The organism is Streptomyces sp. NK15101 (assembly GCF_020400725.1).
GTDB lineage: Bacteria > Actinomycetota > Actinomycetes > Streptomycetales > Streptomycetaceae > Streptomyces.
In genome coordinates, this window is sequence record NZ_JAINVG010000127.1 from 1 (window position 1) to 13,580 (window position 13,580).

The 13,580-nt window shown below is 73.7% G+C and carries 13 protein-coding genes; 8 read left to right on the forward strand and 5 right to left on the reverse strand.

All coding sequences use genetic code 11. The annotated features are described in order from the left end of the window. A partial coding sequence (locus K7G60_RS36070; RefSeq protein WP_225805190.1) for a PHP domain-containing protein occupies nucleotides 1-778 on the forward strand: 778 nt, incomplete at its 5' end. Between the two features lie 39 nt (nucleotides 779-817). Here the strand turns inward: K7G60_RS36070 and K7G60_RS36075 are convergent. Then, the gene (locus K7G60_RS36075) at nucleotides 818-2,215 is read right to left on the reverse strand and encodes an NADP-dependent succinic semialdehyde dehydrogenase (protein ID WP_225805191.1); all 1,398 of its coding nucleotides are present in this window, start codon (nucleotides 2,213-2,215) and stop codon (nucleotides 818-820) included. A 200-nt stretch (nucleotides 2,216-2,415) separates the two neighbouring features. On the opposite strand from K7G60_RS36075, the gene K7G60_RS36080 reads away from it, so the two are divergent. Beyond that, nucleotides 2,416-2,904, forward strand: a complete 489-nt coding sequence (locus K7G60_RS36080; protein WP_225805192.1) for a VOC family protein — start codon at nucleotides 2,416-2,418, stop codon at nucleotides 2,902-2,904. Between the two features lie 150 nt (nucleotides 2,905-3,054). On the opposite strand, the gene K7G60_RS36085 is transcribed toward K7G60_RS36080, so the two are convergent. Further along, complete coding sequence (locus K7G60_RS36085; RefSeq protein WP_225805193.1) at nucleotides 3,055-4,311, reverse strand: MFS transporter; 1,257 nt, start codon at nucleotides 4,309-4,311, stop codon at nucleotides 3,055-3,057. Nucleotides 4,312-4,440: 129 nt separating this feature from the next. Here K7G60_RS36085 and K7G60_RS36090 point away from each other — a divergent pair, with 129 nt between their 5' ends. Beyond that, complete coding sequence (locus K7G60_RS36090) at nucleotides 4,441-5,325, forward strand: winged helix-turn-helix transcriptional regulator (RefSeq protein ID WP_225805194.1); 885 nt, start codon at nucleotides 4,441-4,443, stop codon at nucleotides 5,323-5,325. Between the two features lie 245 nt (nucleotides 5,326-5,570). On the opposite strand, the gene K7G60_RS36095 is transcribed toward K7G60_RS36090, so the two are convergent. Next, on the reverse strand, nucleotides 5,571-5,954 hold the full coding sequence (locus tag K7G60_RS36095; protein WP_225805195.1) for a hypothetical protein: 384 nt from the start codon (nucleotides 5,952-5,954) through the stop codon (nucleotides 5,571-5,573). 114 nt (nucleotides 5,955-6,068) lie between these two features. Beyond that, nucleotides 6,069-6,770: a ThuA domain-containing protein gene (locus K7G60_RS36100; RefSeq protein WP_225805196.1), complete on the reverse strand. Its 702-nt coding sequence runs from the start codon at nucleotides 6,768-6,770 to the stop codon at nucleotides 6,069-6,071. A gap of 138 nt (nucleotides 6,771-6,908) precedes the next feature. Here K7G60_RS36100 and K7G60_RS36105 point away from each other — a divergent pair, with 138 nt between their 5' ends. Beyond that, on the forward strand, nucleotides 6,909-7,724 hold the full coding sequence (locus tag K7G60_RS36105) for a DUF3626 domain-containing protein (protein WP_225805197.1): 816 nt from the start codon (nucleotides 6,909-6,911) through the stop codon (nucleotides 7,722-7,724). A 304-nt stretch (nucleotides 7,725-8,028) separates the two neighbouring features. Beyond that, nucleotides 8,029-8,835, forward strand: coding sequence for a class II aldolase/adducin family protein (locus K7G60_RS36110; RefSeq protein WP_225805198.1), 807 nt, complete (start codon nucleotides 8,029-8,031; stop codon nucleotides 8,833-8,835). On the opposite strand, the gene K7G60_RS36115 is transcribed toward K7G60_RS36110, so the two are convergent. Beyond that, on the reverse strand, nucleotides 8,799-9,467 hold the full coding sequence (locus K7G60_RS36115; protein WP_225805199.1) for a TetR/AcrR family transcriptional regulator: 669 nt from the start codon (nucleotides 9,465-9,467) through the stop codon (nucleotides 8,799-8,801). The two genes, K7G60_RS36110 and K7G60_RS36115, sit on opposite strands and share 37 nt — an antisense overlap. A 100-nt stretch (nucleotides 9,468-9,567) precedes the next feature. Between K7G60_RS36115 and K7G60_RS36120 the strand changes: the two genes are divergently transcribed. The 3 genes from K7G60_RS36120 to K7G60_RS36130 all read left to right on the forward strand — a co-directional run. Beyond that, nucleotides 9,568-12,156, forward strand: coding sequence for an FHA domain-containing protein (locus K7G60_RS36120; RefSeq protein WP_225805200.1), 2,589 nt, complete (start codon nucleotides 9,568-9,570; stop codon nucleotides 12,154-12,156). Between the two features lie 33 nt (nucleotides 12,157-12,189). Next, complete coding sequence (locus K7G60_RS36125) at nucleotides 12,190-12,855, forward strand: hypothetical protein (protein WP_225805201.1); 666 nt, start codon at nucleotides 12,190-12,192, stop codon at nucleotides 12,853-12,855. Next, nucleotides 12,855-13,580: serine/threonine-protein kinase (locus K7G60_RS36130; protein WP_225805202.1), on the forward strand; the 726-nt coding region annotated here is incomplete at its 3' end. The genes K7G60_RS36125 and K7G60_RS36130, both read left to right, overlap by 1 nt.

Here is a 13,580-nt window from a genome sequence, read left to right on the forward strand (position 1 = left end):
CCTGGACCCGGCCCATCGGGCGGAGGGGGACGGCCGCGCGGGCGAGGCCCTGCGGGCGGCCCTGCGCGGCGACTGCCATCTGCACTCGGACTGGTCCGACGGCGGTGCCGGCATCGAGGTCATGGGGCGGACGGCGGCGGCGATCGGGCACGAGTGGGCGGTCCTCACCGACCACTCGCCGCGCCTCACGGTGGCCCGGGGCCTGTCCCCCGAGCGCCTTCGGCGGCAACTGGACGTGGTGGCACGGCTCAACGAGGAGTGGGCGCCGTTCCGTCTCCTCACCGGGATCGAGTGCGACATCCTGGACGACGGCTCGCTCGACCAGGAACCGGAGCTGCTCGACCGCCTCGACCTGGTCGTCGGCTCGGTCCACTCGAAGCTACGGATGGACGCCCCGTCGATGACCCGCCGCCTCGAACGGGCCGTGCGCGACCCGCTGATGGACGTGCTCGGACACTGCACGGGGCGTCTGGTGGCGGGCGGGCGGCTGCGGCCCGAGTCCGAGTTCGACGCGGAGCGGGTCTTCGCCGCCTGTGCCGAGTCGGGCACGGCGGTGGAGGTCAACAGCCGCCCGGAGCGCCTCGATCCGCCGCGCCGGCTGCTGCGGGCGGCGGTCGCGGCGGGCACGTACTTCGCCGTCGACACGGACGCCCACGCGCCCGGTCAGCTGGAGTGGCAGATCCTGGGCTGCGCACGGGCCGAGGAGTGCGGGGTCCCGCCGGAGCGGGTGATCAACACCTGGCCGGCGGAGCGGCTGCTGGAGTGGACGCGGGGCTGACGCGGCGACGGGCCCGGGGGAGGCCGGCTCCCCCGGGCGTCAGGCGCGCTGCCAGACCGTGGTCGCGTTGCAGAACTCGCGGATGCCGTGGCCGGAGAGCTCCCGGCCGTACCCCGAGCGCTTGACCCCGCCGAAGGGGAGCGCCGGGTGCGAGGCCGTCATGCCGTTGACGAAGACGCCGCCCGCCTCCAGGTCGCGGACGAAGAACGCGACGTCCTCCTGGGAGCGCGTCCAGACGTTGGAGCTGAGGCCGAACGGGGAGTCGTTGGCGACGGCCACGGCCTCCTCGACGTCACGGACCGGGTAGACGGTGGCGACGGGGCCGAAGGTCTCCTCGTGGTGGATCCGCATCTCCGGCGTGATCCCGGTGAGGACGGTGGGACGGTAGTACCAGCCGTTCCGGAGCGCCGTCTCCTCCGGGCGGTTTCCGCCGCACAGGACGGTGGCGCCCCGCTCGACGGCGTCGTCGACGAGCGCCTCCAGGTCGGCCCGGCCCTGCTCGGTGGCGAGGGGACCGACGTCGGTGGACTCGTCGAGGGGGTCGCCGACGGTGAGGGCGTTCATGGCGGCGGTGAAGCGCTCGGAGAAGTCGTCGTACACGTCCTGGTGGACGATGAACCGCTTGGCGGCGATGCAGGACTGCCCGTTGTTCTGTACGCGCGCGGTGACGGCGGTCTTCACGGCTCCGACGATGTCGGCGGAGGGCATGACGATGTACGGGTCGCTGCCGCCGAGCTCCAGGACGGTCTTCTTCACCTCGCCGCCCGCGACGGCGGCGACGGCCCGGCCGGCCGGTTCGCTGCCGGTGAGGGTGGCGGCCACCACCCGGGGGTCCCGGAGGACGCCCTCGACGTCGCGGGAGCCGATGAGGAGGGTCTGGAAGCAGCCGTCGGGATATCCGGCGCGGCGGAAGAGGTCGCCCAGGTAGAGCGCGGTCCTCGGCACGTTGGAGGCGTGTTTGAGGAGGCCGGTGTTGCCCGCCATGAGGGCGGGCGCGGCGAAGCGGATCACCTGCCAGAGCGGGAAGTTCCACGGCATGACGGCGAGGATCGGGCCGAGGGGGCGGTAGTGGACCCGGGCCATGTCGGCACCCGAGTCCTGGACGTCGCTCTCCGCCGGGTGCTCGTCGGCGAGCAGCTCCTGCGCGTGCTTGGCGTACCAGCGCATGGCCTTGGCGCACTTGGCGGCCTCCGCGCGGGCGGCGGTGATCGGCTTGCCCATCTCGGTGGTCATGGTGCGGGCGATGTCCTCGGCGTCCTCGTCGAGGAGGGTCGCGGCGGCGCGCATGAGCCGTGAGCGTTCGGCGAAGGAAGTCGTGCGGTACTGGCGGTACGCCTCGTGCGCGGCGGCGATGCGGCGCTCGACCTCCTCGGGCCCGTGGGCCTCGTAGGTGCGCAGCGTCTCACCCGTCGCGGGGTTCACGGTGGCGATGCCCATGACGTGCCTCCTCCTGCCGGCGCCCCCCGTCCGTAACCTTCCCCTCCCCGGCCGTCGGCGCAACAGGGGCGGGGCGGTGGGGTGATCCGCCGCCCCGATCAGCCGGAGCGGGACCGAGCCCAGGGGTGCGCAATCCAGACTCTTCGGGATTATGTGCACAGAAGTGTACGCACGGAGCTCACGAACGAGAGGCATTCGTCATGGCTGTTTCCAGCACTCCGATCGGGCTCACCCGGGGCGCCCACGTCGGGATCTCGGTCTCGGACCTGGATGTGGCGATCGATTTCTACCAGGCCCTGACGGGACGGCCGCCCGTCGCGCAGGGGACCATGCACAGTGCGTCCTTCGGCAGGTCCCAGGGGCTGCCCGACGCGCATCTGCGGTACGCCACGATCAACATCGACGGCCTCGGCATCGACCTCATCGAGTTCCAGGACCCGGTGGGCTGGCGGACGAACGGAGCGGCGAACCGCCCCGGCTCCATGCACCTGTGCTTCAGGGTCGACGACTTCGATGCCGTGTACAAGCGCATGAAGGAGGCCGGCTACGACTTCCTCGGCGACGACTACACGTTCCTCGCGGGCGAGGTCACCCCGGACGCGGCCCTCGGCACCAGGGTCGCCTATTTCAACGACCCCGACGGCACCAACCTGGAGATCATCGAGCCCAAGGGAGGGTTCGCCGGTTAGGACCCGTCCGGCCGCTCGCACGGCCGCTTCGCGTCGGCGTCGTCGACGCGGGGCCGCAGTACCGGCCCTGGCGTCCACGGTCTCGGCGGGAAGGCCCGCGCCCCGTGCGGAGTGCGGGCCTTCCACGTGGTGCCGGGGGTCGCGCAGGTGTCAGGTGAGGTCCCGGCGGCGGCCCACCGGCACCGCGAGCAGGTGGAGCGGCGGCAGGAGTGCGGCCGCGCACACCGTCCACAGGGCCGCGTGCGCCCCCGCGTACGTGGCGAGCAGGCCGGCGGTGAGGGCGCCGAGCGGCTGGGCGCCCCAGGAGACGAAGCGGACGGTGGCCATGACGCGGGAGAGCAGCTCGGGCGGCGACTCGGTCTGGCGGTGGGTGCGGGTGGTGATGGACCCGATGACGACGCCGAAGGCGAAGCCGGCGTTGCCCAGGGCGAACCAGTACGCGTCGGCCGCGGAGGTGGTCAGCGGGATCAGCAGGGCGGCGGCGCCGCCGGCCAGGGCGGTCCCGACGAGCACCCGGGCCGTGCCGAAGCGCCGGGTCAGCCGGACCGCCGCGGCGGATCCGGCGAGTGCGCCGATTCCGTCCGCGGCGAGCACCAGGCCGAGTTGTACGGGGGTCAGTCCGGCCTCGCGGACCAGGTAGAGGGGGGTGAGGGCGACCAGGGCGGCGCAGACGAAGTTGGTGGCGGTGGCCCAGAGCATGCAGGGCAGCATCACCGGGTGCCGCGTCACGTACGTCCAGCCGTCGCGGATCAGCCGGAGGGTGCCGCCGCCGGCGCGGGCGGCGGGGCGGCGCTCGGGGAGGGTGCGCAGCAGCACGGCGGAGAGCAGATAGCTGACCGCGTCCACGAGGAGCGCGCCGACCGGGCCCGCGGCGTGCACCAGAAGGCCGCCGCCGGAGGGTCCCGCGGTCTCGGTGACGGCGTGCGTGCCGGACATCAGGCTGTTGCGGGCGGCGAGCCGCCGGGCCGGGACGATGGCGGGCAGGAAGGTCGAGTTGCCGATGTCGAAGAGCACGGTCGCGGCCCCGGTGACCAGCGCGGCGAGCAACAGGTGCGCGTAGCCGAGCCGGTCGAGCCACCAGGCGAGCGGGAGTGATCCGACGGCGGCGAACCGTGCGAGGTCGAGGGCGACCTGGAGGCGGCGGAGCGGGACGCGCTGGGCGATCACTCCGGCCGGGAGGCTGAGCAGCAGCCAGGAGACCTGCCCGGCCGCGGCGAGCAGGGTGGCCTGGAGCGCGGTGGCGTCGAGGACGGTGAGGGCGACCAGGGGCAGGGCGAGGGCGGTGACGGCGGTGCCGGCGTCGCTGACGGTGGAGGCGGCCCAGTAGCGCCAGAAGACGGCCGGGGGCGAGGTCGCGTGGTGGGTGCTGCGGCGGTCCTGCTCCGGGACCGTTGGTGCCTCGCTCATGTGATGCCCGCCCTCCAGTGAGTCTCTAATGGGAACTTACTCGCGCCGATAGAGTTCCTATCGGGAACTGACCGCATGGCGCAAGATGGTTCCGAAGACAGGACGCCACATCCGGAAGGCAGGAGACCCATGGTCAGGTCGGTGCCCGAGCGGGACGCCGCCTGCGCGATCGCGCAGGCGGCGGCGGTGGTCGGCGACTGGTGGAGCCTGCTCCTGGTACGGGAGACCGCACGCGGGCACCACCGGTTCGACGCGCTGCAGAAGGAGCTGGGCATCTCCCGCAAGGTGCTGGCCGAGCGCCTCGCGCACCTGGTGGAGGCGGAGGTCCTGGAGAGGGTTCCGTACCAGAGCGGCCCGGTGCGGTACGAGTACCGGCTGACGGAGAGCGGGAGGGGGCTGCTGCCCGTGCTCCTCTCGATGCAGGACTGGGCGGACCGCTGGCTCCTCGGCAACGGCTCCCTGAGCGGCACGGCCGACGAGGACAGCGCCGAAGGACGGCGGGTGGCGGGCCTGGTGGGCGAGAGGCTGCCGCGCCTCGAACTGCCGGGACACCGGGACGGCGAACCGCTGGACCCGGTGACCGGGGCCGCGGCCACCGTCGTGTTCTCCTACCCGGCGACCGGCAGGCCCGGCCCGTTGCCGGACGGCTGGTCCGACATCCCGGGCGCCATCGGCTGCACGCTGGAGAACCGGCTGTTCCGCGACGCCTACGACGACTTCCGCGCGGCGGGCGCCGACGTGCGCGGCGTGAGCACTCAACGCCCGGACGAACAGCGGGCGTTCGCCGTGGAGGAGGGCATCCCCTTCACCCTGCTCTCCGACGTCGACCTGCGCCTCGCCGCCGCCCTGCGGCTACCGGTCTTCCGCGCCGGACAGGCACTGCGGCTGAAGCGGGCGGTACTGGTGGTGGACCGCGAACGCGTGGTGCGCCAGGCACGCTTCCCGGTGACGGACATCCCGGAGGCGGTGCGCGAAGCACTGGCGGAGGTACGGCGGGTGGCGGCGGAGAGCTGAAGGGGGCGGCCCTTCGCGCGACCCTCGGCACACGAGCTCGATACGTACGGGGCCGCGGTCCCCTCATGCCGCCGGAACCGGCCGGAACGGCCCCCGCCGCCCCCGGGTGCCGTCGACGGACCAGAGACGACGCCTTTCCTGGACGGTCTTCCACGGATCGTACCGGTCCGGCGGGTCACGCCGGGCAGGCTCCCGCCCGGACTTCGCGGGGCGCCGTCGCAGGTCCGTGGCGGCCGGGCGGTCGGCTACGGGGCCGCCTCGCGGAAGAGCGCCAGGAGGGCGCGCGCCTGCGGGGCGTCCGCGTCGAAGAACTGGGTGGCCAGTGCGGGTGGCACGGCGGTTCCGTGCATGCGGACCTCATGGCAGCCGAAGCAGAACGCCGCCTCGAACAGCACCAGGTCGAGAGCGTCCGCGTACGCCCGGACGCTCCAGCCCGGCCGGAAGCCGCAGCGGTGCTGCTCACTGCCGGGCAGGCTCTCGATCAACGCCAGGGCGCTGACGGCCTCGCTCCCGATCCAGTGGGCGCCCACCTTGCCGGGATACGGGATGCCCCGCTTCGCCGGGAGTTCGGAGATCCTCACGACCTCGAGCAACACGGCGGCGGCCACGGCTTCGACGGGGAGCTGCATGTGCACAGTCTGCCCGCACCCGGTGGCGCCCCCGCGCGTGGACCGCGAGCCGGAGGGCGACCCGCTTCCGCGACTCGCGGTGGGTCCTGATCCGAAAGACGCGCTCCAGGCTCGTCAAACTCCCGCCCGCCCCGGCACGCGTGGCGCCTGGCCGGTCGTCAGCCAGGTCAGGGCTCCCTTGAGGTGGGCCCGGAAGGCGGGGACGCCGTAGGCTTCCGGCGCGTGCCCCAGGGCGGTGAAGAAGACGCGGCCCCGGTCGATCTCACGGCACCAGACCAGCGGGTGGTCGGCGCCGTGGGCGCCGCCCCGGTAGGCGGTCTCGTCGGCCCGGGCCAGGACCCGTACCGGTTCCCCGGAAGCCCGGGGGTCCGAGGTGAAGTCGTACCACTCGTCCGTCCAGTCCCAGCGCTCCGGGAGCGGGGCGGTCGCCGGGTGGTCCCGGTCGTCCACGAGCACCCTGCCCGGCTGGATCTCCGGGTGGCCGGCGAAGCGGGTGCCGAGCAGTTCGCCGTAGAAGGGCCAGTCCGGCTCGGCGTTGGCGGCCGCGTGGACGGCGAGGAGGGAACCGCCGCCCCGGAGGTACGCCTCCAGGGCGGCACGCCCCTGGGGCGTCAGGACGTTCCCCGTCGTGGAGAGGAGGACGACCACGGCGCACCTCGCCAGGCGCTCCGGGGTGAAGGCCGCCGGGTCCTCGGTGACCTCGGCCCCGCGTCCGAGCTCCGCCGCCAGCTCGACGAGGGCTGCGGCGCCGGCGGGGATCGATTCGTGGCGGTATCCCGCCGTGCGGGTGTGGACGAGGACGTCGGCGATGGTCACGCGAGGAGCTCCAGGGCGGGTGCGCGGGGAAGGGAGACAGGTCCGGCAGGGAAGGGAGAAAGCGCTTTCCCCGTCCCCGCGACCGTAGCCACCGAAAACCGCGGGCCGCAACCCCTTCCGCTCCTGCACACTGCCCCGATGACACCCCTTCACGATCATGCCCGGCGGGCCCTCGCCCACGTCGCCGACCGCTCCACCGGCGATCCGCTCGACCCGGACCTGCGGGTCACCCTCAACTTCCATCCGCACTTCCTGCACCGGCTCGCCGACGAGGGGGTCTACCGCTCCCAGTTCGTCACCGGCACCGGCAACGGCGGCCTCACCGCCCACCCCGGCGGGGACCGCTGGCGCTGGGAGAGCCGCATCTTCGGCGGCGCGTACGACGCGGCCCCGGCGGAGACGCGCCCGGTCTACGGCGCGCTCGACTTCCGCCGCCGCCCCTACGGCGCCGCGCCCCGCTTCGGCTCCGCCCATCTGCGGCTCACGGCGGCCGCCGTGGAGCGCGCGAGCTTCTGCTACCCGGACAGCTTCCTGGAGCCCGGCGACTTCGGCGTGGCGTCCCGGATGCGGCTGATCGCCCTCGCCGAGGCCGACGAGCAGGATCCGCTCGACGACTACATCGAGGCGCAGGTCCACGGACCGGTCGTGATCGGGCGGGACGTGGAGGCGCTGGTTCTGGACCCGAGCCACCGGGGCACGGAGGTGGAGGAGGCGGCGCGGCGGCTGCCGTGCCCGGTGGAGTGGCACGGGGGTTTCCGCGTCTCCGTCGACGAGCTGCGGCGGCATCCCGGCTTCCGGGGGCCCCAGTACGTGGAGCTCGCGGCCCGGATCGCCGTCGGCGGCCGGCTCGATCCGCGGATCGTGCAGGAGGCGGCGGGGTCGGGGCGGTACGACCCGCAGGACGTGAAGAAGGTCTGGCACTACCTGGCCCGTTTCGGCGCCCCGACGAGCTGAGCGGTGCCCCGGTCAGGGGCCGCGCGCCGGGATCCGGGACCGCGCGCCGGGACCCGGGGCGGCGCGCCGGGACCCGGGGCGGCGTGCCGGGATCCGGGACCGCGTGCCGGGATCCGGGACCGCGCGCCGGGATCCGGGGCGGCGTGCCGGGACCCGGGGCGGCGCGCCGGCCTGCCTCCGGGCCGGGCCGTCGGCTGAGCCGTACGCCACACCGACTCTCGATGCATTGGCGTATCGGATACATCTCTGTATCTTTTGGCGCGCCGTGCACCACCCACGCGTCCCGCTCGTCCGAGGAGCCGCCATGAGCACCGTGCCGCCCGCGATCGCCGCCGCCGTCGGACCCCTGCCCGACGGGGCCGTCGTCCCGCTGCCGCCCACCTTCGAGTCCGTCGAGGAGGAGCGCACGTACCGCAAGGAACAGCTCGCCGCCGGATTCCGGATCTTCGGGAGGTTCGGCTTCTCCGAGGGCGTCGCCGGGCACATCACCGTGCGCGATCCGGGCGACCCGGACGCCTTCTGGGTCAACCCGTTCGGCATGAGCTTCACCCAGATCAAGGCCTCGGACCTGATCCTGGTCGACCACGAGGGGAACGTCCTCGAAGGACGCCGGCCCGTGAACCGGGCCGCGTTCGTCATCCACTCCCGGGTCCACGCCGCCCGTCCCGACGCGATCGCCGCCGCGCACTCGCACTCCCTGCACGGCAAGGCCTTCTCCAGCCTCGGCATCCCGCTCGCCCCGATCACCCAGGACGCCTGCGCGTTCTTCGAGGACCACGGGATCTACGACGACTACCGGGGCGTCGTGAACGAGACCGAGGAGGGCGAGCGGGTCGCCAAGGCCCTGGGCGACCACAAGGCGGTCATCCTCAAGAACCACGGACTGCTCACCGTCGGCCACTCCGTCGCCGAGGCCGTGTGGTGGTTCGTCACCATGGAGCGCTCCTGCCAGGCGCAGCTCCTCGCGATGGCGGCGGGCACCCCGCACCTCATCGACCGCGAGACGGCCCTCCTCACCCGGGGGCAGATCGGCGGACACCTGGCCGGCTGGTTCCAGGCGCGCCCCCTGTGGGATCAGATCACCGCGTCCGACCCCGACCTCTTCGACTGATCCCCGGGCCGGTCGGAGGGACCGGGGAGCTCACGCGTCGCCGCCTCCAGGAGCGGGACGAGGAACTGCCGTTCCAGGGTGCCGGGCGGCAGTTCGGCCGGCTCCACGTAGCTCTGGGCGAGACCGCCCTCGCGCAGGGCGATGAGGAGGCGGGCGAACCGGTCGGCGCTCACGGTCAGTTCGCGTCCGGCCCGGCGCAGCACGAGGGTGAGGCCGCGGGCGATCTCGGCCCGCAGCCGCTCGTCGTGGCGCGCGAGCACCCAGGCGGCCTGCGGGTCGCGGATGGCGTGCAGGGTGAACTCGGTGGTGACGAGGTACCACTCCCGCTCGTCCGGTTCGACGCGGGCGGCGAGCTCCGCGAGCCGGGGCAGGGTGTACTCCTCGGGCGCCAGCGCGTCGATGGACTCGGCGAGACGCCGTACGGTCCGCTCGCTGTGCTCGTCGAAGAGGGCGAGGAAGAGCTCTTCCTTGCTCGCGAAGTTCGAGTAGTACGCACCCCGTGTGTAACCGGCGCGCTCGCAGATCTGCTCGATCGTCGTCGCGTGGAAGCCGTGCTCGGCGAAGGTCTCCAGGGCGGCCTTCAGGAGCGCCGCGCGGGTGCGGGGCCGCCGCCTGGTGACACCTTTGGGCACGGGTGCGTCCTCCTCGTTCGGGCCGCTCGCGCGGCGGACGCCCACCTTACCGGCGTCTCCTTCCCGGGCGGCGATCAGCGCAGGCGGATAAAATTCACGCATGGCAGAGCGGCCCGTCGTGCCCGCGGCGCCCGATCTGGTCCTCGAGATCGACGGGGACGCGACGCTCATGAACCCGAGTCGCGTCTATCGCATCGGGCGCGATCCCACCAGCGACATCGTGCTCGCGGACGCCCGGGCGTCCTGGCACCACGCGGTGCTCAGCGCCGCGGGCGGCCACTGGACCCTGGCGGACGAGGGCAGTACCAACGGCACGTTCGCGGACGGCCTGCGGGTCGCCCGGACGCGGGAGGTCGGTCCCGGGACGGTCGTACGGTTCGGCCATCCCGCCGACGGACCGCGCGCGGTGCTCTCGACCGGCGCCCCGGCCCGGCCCGCGGAGCCCCGCGACGTCCCGGAGCCCCCGCCCGCACCGGAACCTCCTCCCGCGCCGGAGCCGGTACGGGATGCCGCGCCCGAGGCCGTACGGGAGACCCCGCCATCGCCTCCGCCCGAGGCCGTACGGGAGACCCCGCCATCGCCTCCGCCCGAGGCCCCGCCCCTCCCGGAGCCCCTCCCCGGCCCCGTACTGCGGTCCGAGGGCCTCCGGCCGCCCTCCGTCTCGCATCCCGCCATGACCGGCACCTTCCGGCAGCCGACGTCGGTGCGGCCGCTGCCGGCCCACAGCATCCGGATCGGGCGCGCCCCCGACAACGACGTCGTCGTCCCCGACCTGGTCGTCTCCCGGCGGCACGCCGAGCTCCGCGCCCATCCCGACGGCACCTACTGGATCCACGACCTCGGCAGCCACAACGGCACCTTCCTCAACGGCGCCCCCGTCGTGGACGCCCGCGTGACGCCGGAGGACATCGTCGGCATCGGCCGGTGCGCGTTCTGTCTGATCGGCGGGCAGCTCGTCGAGTTCACCGACACCGGCGAGGTCTCCCTCGACGTCCGGTCGCTCGCGGTGACCGTCGACCACGGGCGCAAGACCCTCCTCGACGAGGTGTCGTTCCCGGTGGGCGAGAAGTGCCTGCTCGCGGTCGTCGGCCCGTCCGGCGCCGGGAAGTCGACGCTCCTGGGCGCGCTCACCGGTCAGCGCCCGGCCGACCGGGGCACGGTGCTCTACGACGGCCGCGACCTCTACCGGGACTACGCCGAGCTGCGCCAGCGCATCGGGCTCGTCCCGCAGGACGACATCCTGCACCTCCAGCTCACCGTCCGCCGTGCCCTCGGGTACGCCGCCGAACTGCGTTTCCCCGAGGACACCGTGGCGGCCGAACGGCGGGCCCGGGTCGACGAGGTGATCCGGGAGCTCGGGCTCGTGGAGCGCGCGGACCAGCCGATCCACAGCCTCTCCGGCGGCCAGCGCAAGCGGGTGAGCGTCGCCCTCGAACTGCTCACCAAGCCCTCCCTGCTCTTCCTGGACGAGCCGACCTCAGGGCTCGACCCGGGCATGGACCGCTCCGTGATGCACATGCTGCGCGGGCTCGCGGACGACGGCCGCACGGTCGTCGTGGTCACGCACAGCGTGCTCAGCCTCGACGTGTGCGACCGGCTGCTGGTGCTCGCGCCGGGCGGCCGGGTCGCGTACTACGGGCCGCCCGCCGACACGCTCGGCTTCTTCGGCTTCGAGCAGTGGCCGGAGGCCTTCGAGGCCTTCGAGAACGACCGGGACCGCGACTGGGCCGGGCAGTACCGGGCCTCCCGATTCCATCGCCGGTACATCGCGGACGCGACGGCCGGCCCCGGCGCCCCCGCCCCCGTCCCCGTGCCCGCCGCCTCCGCCTCCGCGCGCGGGGCCGCGGCCGGGGAGCCCGCTCCTCCGCCGAAGGCGCAGAGCTGGGGTTCCCAGCTGCGGACGCTCACGCGCCGGTACGCGGCGGCGCTCTCCGCCGACCGGACCTTCCTCGCCATCATGATCGCGCTGCCGTTCGTGATGGGCGCGATGGCCCGGGCGCTGTCCGAGGGCAGCCTCAACCCCGAGTCGACGATGAACGTGCTGCTCATCCTCTGCGTGGGCGGTGTCCTCACGGGCGCGGCGAACGCCGTGCGCGAGCTGGTCAAGGAGCGGTCGATCTACCGGCGCGAGAGAGCCGTCGGCCTCTCCCGTTCCGCCTATCTCGCCTCGAAGGTGGTGGTCCTCGGTCTGATCACGGTCGTGCAGGCGGTGGTCCTGACACTGGTGGCGCTGATCGGCGTACCGCTGAACGTGCCCGGCGGCAAGGGCGTCCTGATGCCGCCCCTGGTGGAGATCACCCTCGCGGTCGCGCTGCTCGCCTTCACGGCGATGATGCTCGGCCTGCTGGTCTCGGCGCTGGTCCGCAAGGAGGAGGTGACGATGCCGCTGCTCGTCCTCCTCGCGATCGTGCAGGTGGTCTTCTGCGGAGCGCTCCTGAAGGTGCGCGGCACGCCGGTCCTGGAGCAGCTGGCCTGGCTCGTGCCCTCGCGGTGGGCGTTCGCGGCGATGGGCGCGACGATCGACATCGGGAAGACCGCGCCGAGCGAGAAGACCGCCGATCCGCTGATGCGGCACACGGCGGAGGCCTGGCTGTTCGACATGGGCGTCCTGGTGGTGCTCTGTCTCGTCCTCGGCCTGCTCGTGGCCCGGCTGCTGCGCCGCCACGAGCCGGTCGTGATGCGGAGGTAGGGCCATGAGCTCTTCCGCGGTGGAGGTGAGGCGGTGAGCGTCCCCGTGCCCGAGTACGACGTGCCGGACTTCCGGCCCACCCATGTGGTGCCGCGTTCCGGGCTCTCCACCTGGGAGGCGCCCGATCCGGCGCTGCCCACGGCGCCCCTCGACGCCTTCCTGCCGGTACGGCTCGTGGAGCGGGCCGGCGACTGGGGGCGGGTGCTGTGCTCCAACGGCTGGACCGCGTGGGTCGACGCGCGCCTCCTGGTGAGCGTGCCCGACGACCCTCCGGCGGCGGGCGGGCCCCTCACCAGGACCGCGGACCCCCGGCCGCTCATCGCGCGCGCCGAGGACGCGCTCGGCCGCTACCGGCGGGCGGCCGAGGAGCTGGGCGCGGGCCGTCTCGACGGCGAGGGCTTCCGGCTGCGGACCCGCGGCCTGCGGGTCGGCATGGTCGTCGACGGCGAGTCGGTGTGGCTGTACGACGCGGAGCACGAGCGCTGGGTGTACTGCGACGGCCTGGGACTCAGTACGTACGCGGCTTCGGCGGCGCCGTCGGCCGCCCCGTCCCGGGAACCCGACGACGAACGGGCGGGCACCGCGCCCCCGGCCCACGAGCCGACCCAGGTGGTGCTGCGCGGCGATCCCTCCGTCGCCGCCGGGCCGCCGCCGACCCAGGTGGTGGAACGGCCCCCGGGACCGGACGGTGAGGGCTGATGGCCGGCGGGGCGCACGGGGACCCGGAGATCCCGGCGGGCCGGCCTTCCGGGCTCGTCGGGAAGGAGATCGCGGGCTACCGGGTGGAGGGCGAGATCGGGCGCGGCGGCATGGCGGTGGTGTACCGGGCGCGGGACCTGCGCCTCGACCGGACGGTGGCGCTGAAGCTGCTCGCCCCGGAGCTGGCCCGCAACGACACCTTCCGCAGACGCTTCGCGCACGAGTCCCGGGTCGCCGCCTCGATCGACCACCCGCACATCGTGCCGGTCTTCGAGGCGGGCGAGACGGAGGGCGTGCTCTACATCGCCATGCGGTACGTGGCGGGACAGGACCTGGCGGCCCTGCTCGACCGCGAGGGGCCGCTGCCGCCGGTCAAGGCGGGCCGGATCGCGGTGCAGGTGGCCTCGGCCCTGGACGCGGCGCACGCGCACGACCTGGTGCACCGGGACGTGAAGCCCGGCAACGTCCTGGTCGCCGAGGGCACCGACGGCGACCACCCGGAGCACGTCTACCTGACCGACTTCGGACTGACGAAGAAGTCGCTGTCCCTCACGGGCTTCACGACGGTGGGCGAGTTCGTCGGGACGCTGGACTACGTGGCGCCCGAGCAGATCTCCGGCAAGCCGGTGGACGGCCGGTGCGACGTCTACAGCCTGGCGTGCGTGGTCTTCGAGACCCTCGTGGGGTCGCCGCCGTTCCGCCGCGACACCGACTGGGCGGTGCTG

Bases quoted from the DNA above. Each gene is read 5' to 3' on its own strand.
- K7G60_RS36075 (WP_225805191.1), bottom strand. From the start codon at position 2,215: ATGGGCATCGCCACCGTGAACCCCGCGACGGGTGAGACGCTGCGCACC.
- K7G60_RS36080 (WP_225805192.1), top strand. From the start codon at position 2,416: ATGGCTGTTTCCAGCACTCCGATCGGGCTCACCCGGGGCGCCCACGTC.
- K7G60_RS36085 (WP_225805193.1), bottom strand. From the start codon at position 4,311: ATGAGCGAGGCACCAACGGTCCCGGAGCAGGACCGCCGCAGCACCCAC.
- K7G60_RS36090 (WP_225805194.1), top strand. From the start codon at position 4,441: ATGGTCAGGTCGGTGCCCGAGCGGGACGCCGCCTGCGCGATCGCGCAG.
- K7G60_RS36095 (WP_225805195.1), bottom strand. From the start codon at position 5,954: ATGCAGCTCCCCGTCGAAGCCGTGGCCGCCGCCGTGTTGCTCGAGGTC.
- K7G60_RS36105 (WP_225805197.1), top strand. From the start codon at position 6,909: ATGACACCCCTTCACGATCATGCCCGGCGGGCCCTCGCCCACGTCGCC.
- K7G60_RS36110 (WP_225805198.1), top strand. From the start codon at position 8,029: ATGAGCACCGTGCCGCCCGCGATCGCCGCCGCCGTCGGACCCCTGCCC.
- K7G60_RS36120 (WP_225805200.1), top strand. From the start codon at position 9,568: ATGGCAGAGCGGCCCGTCGTGCCCGCGGCGCCCGATCTGGTCCTCGAG.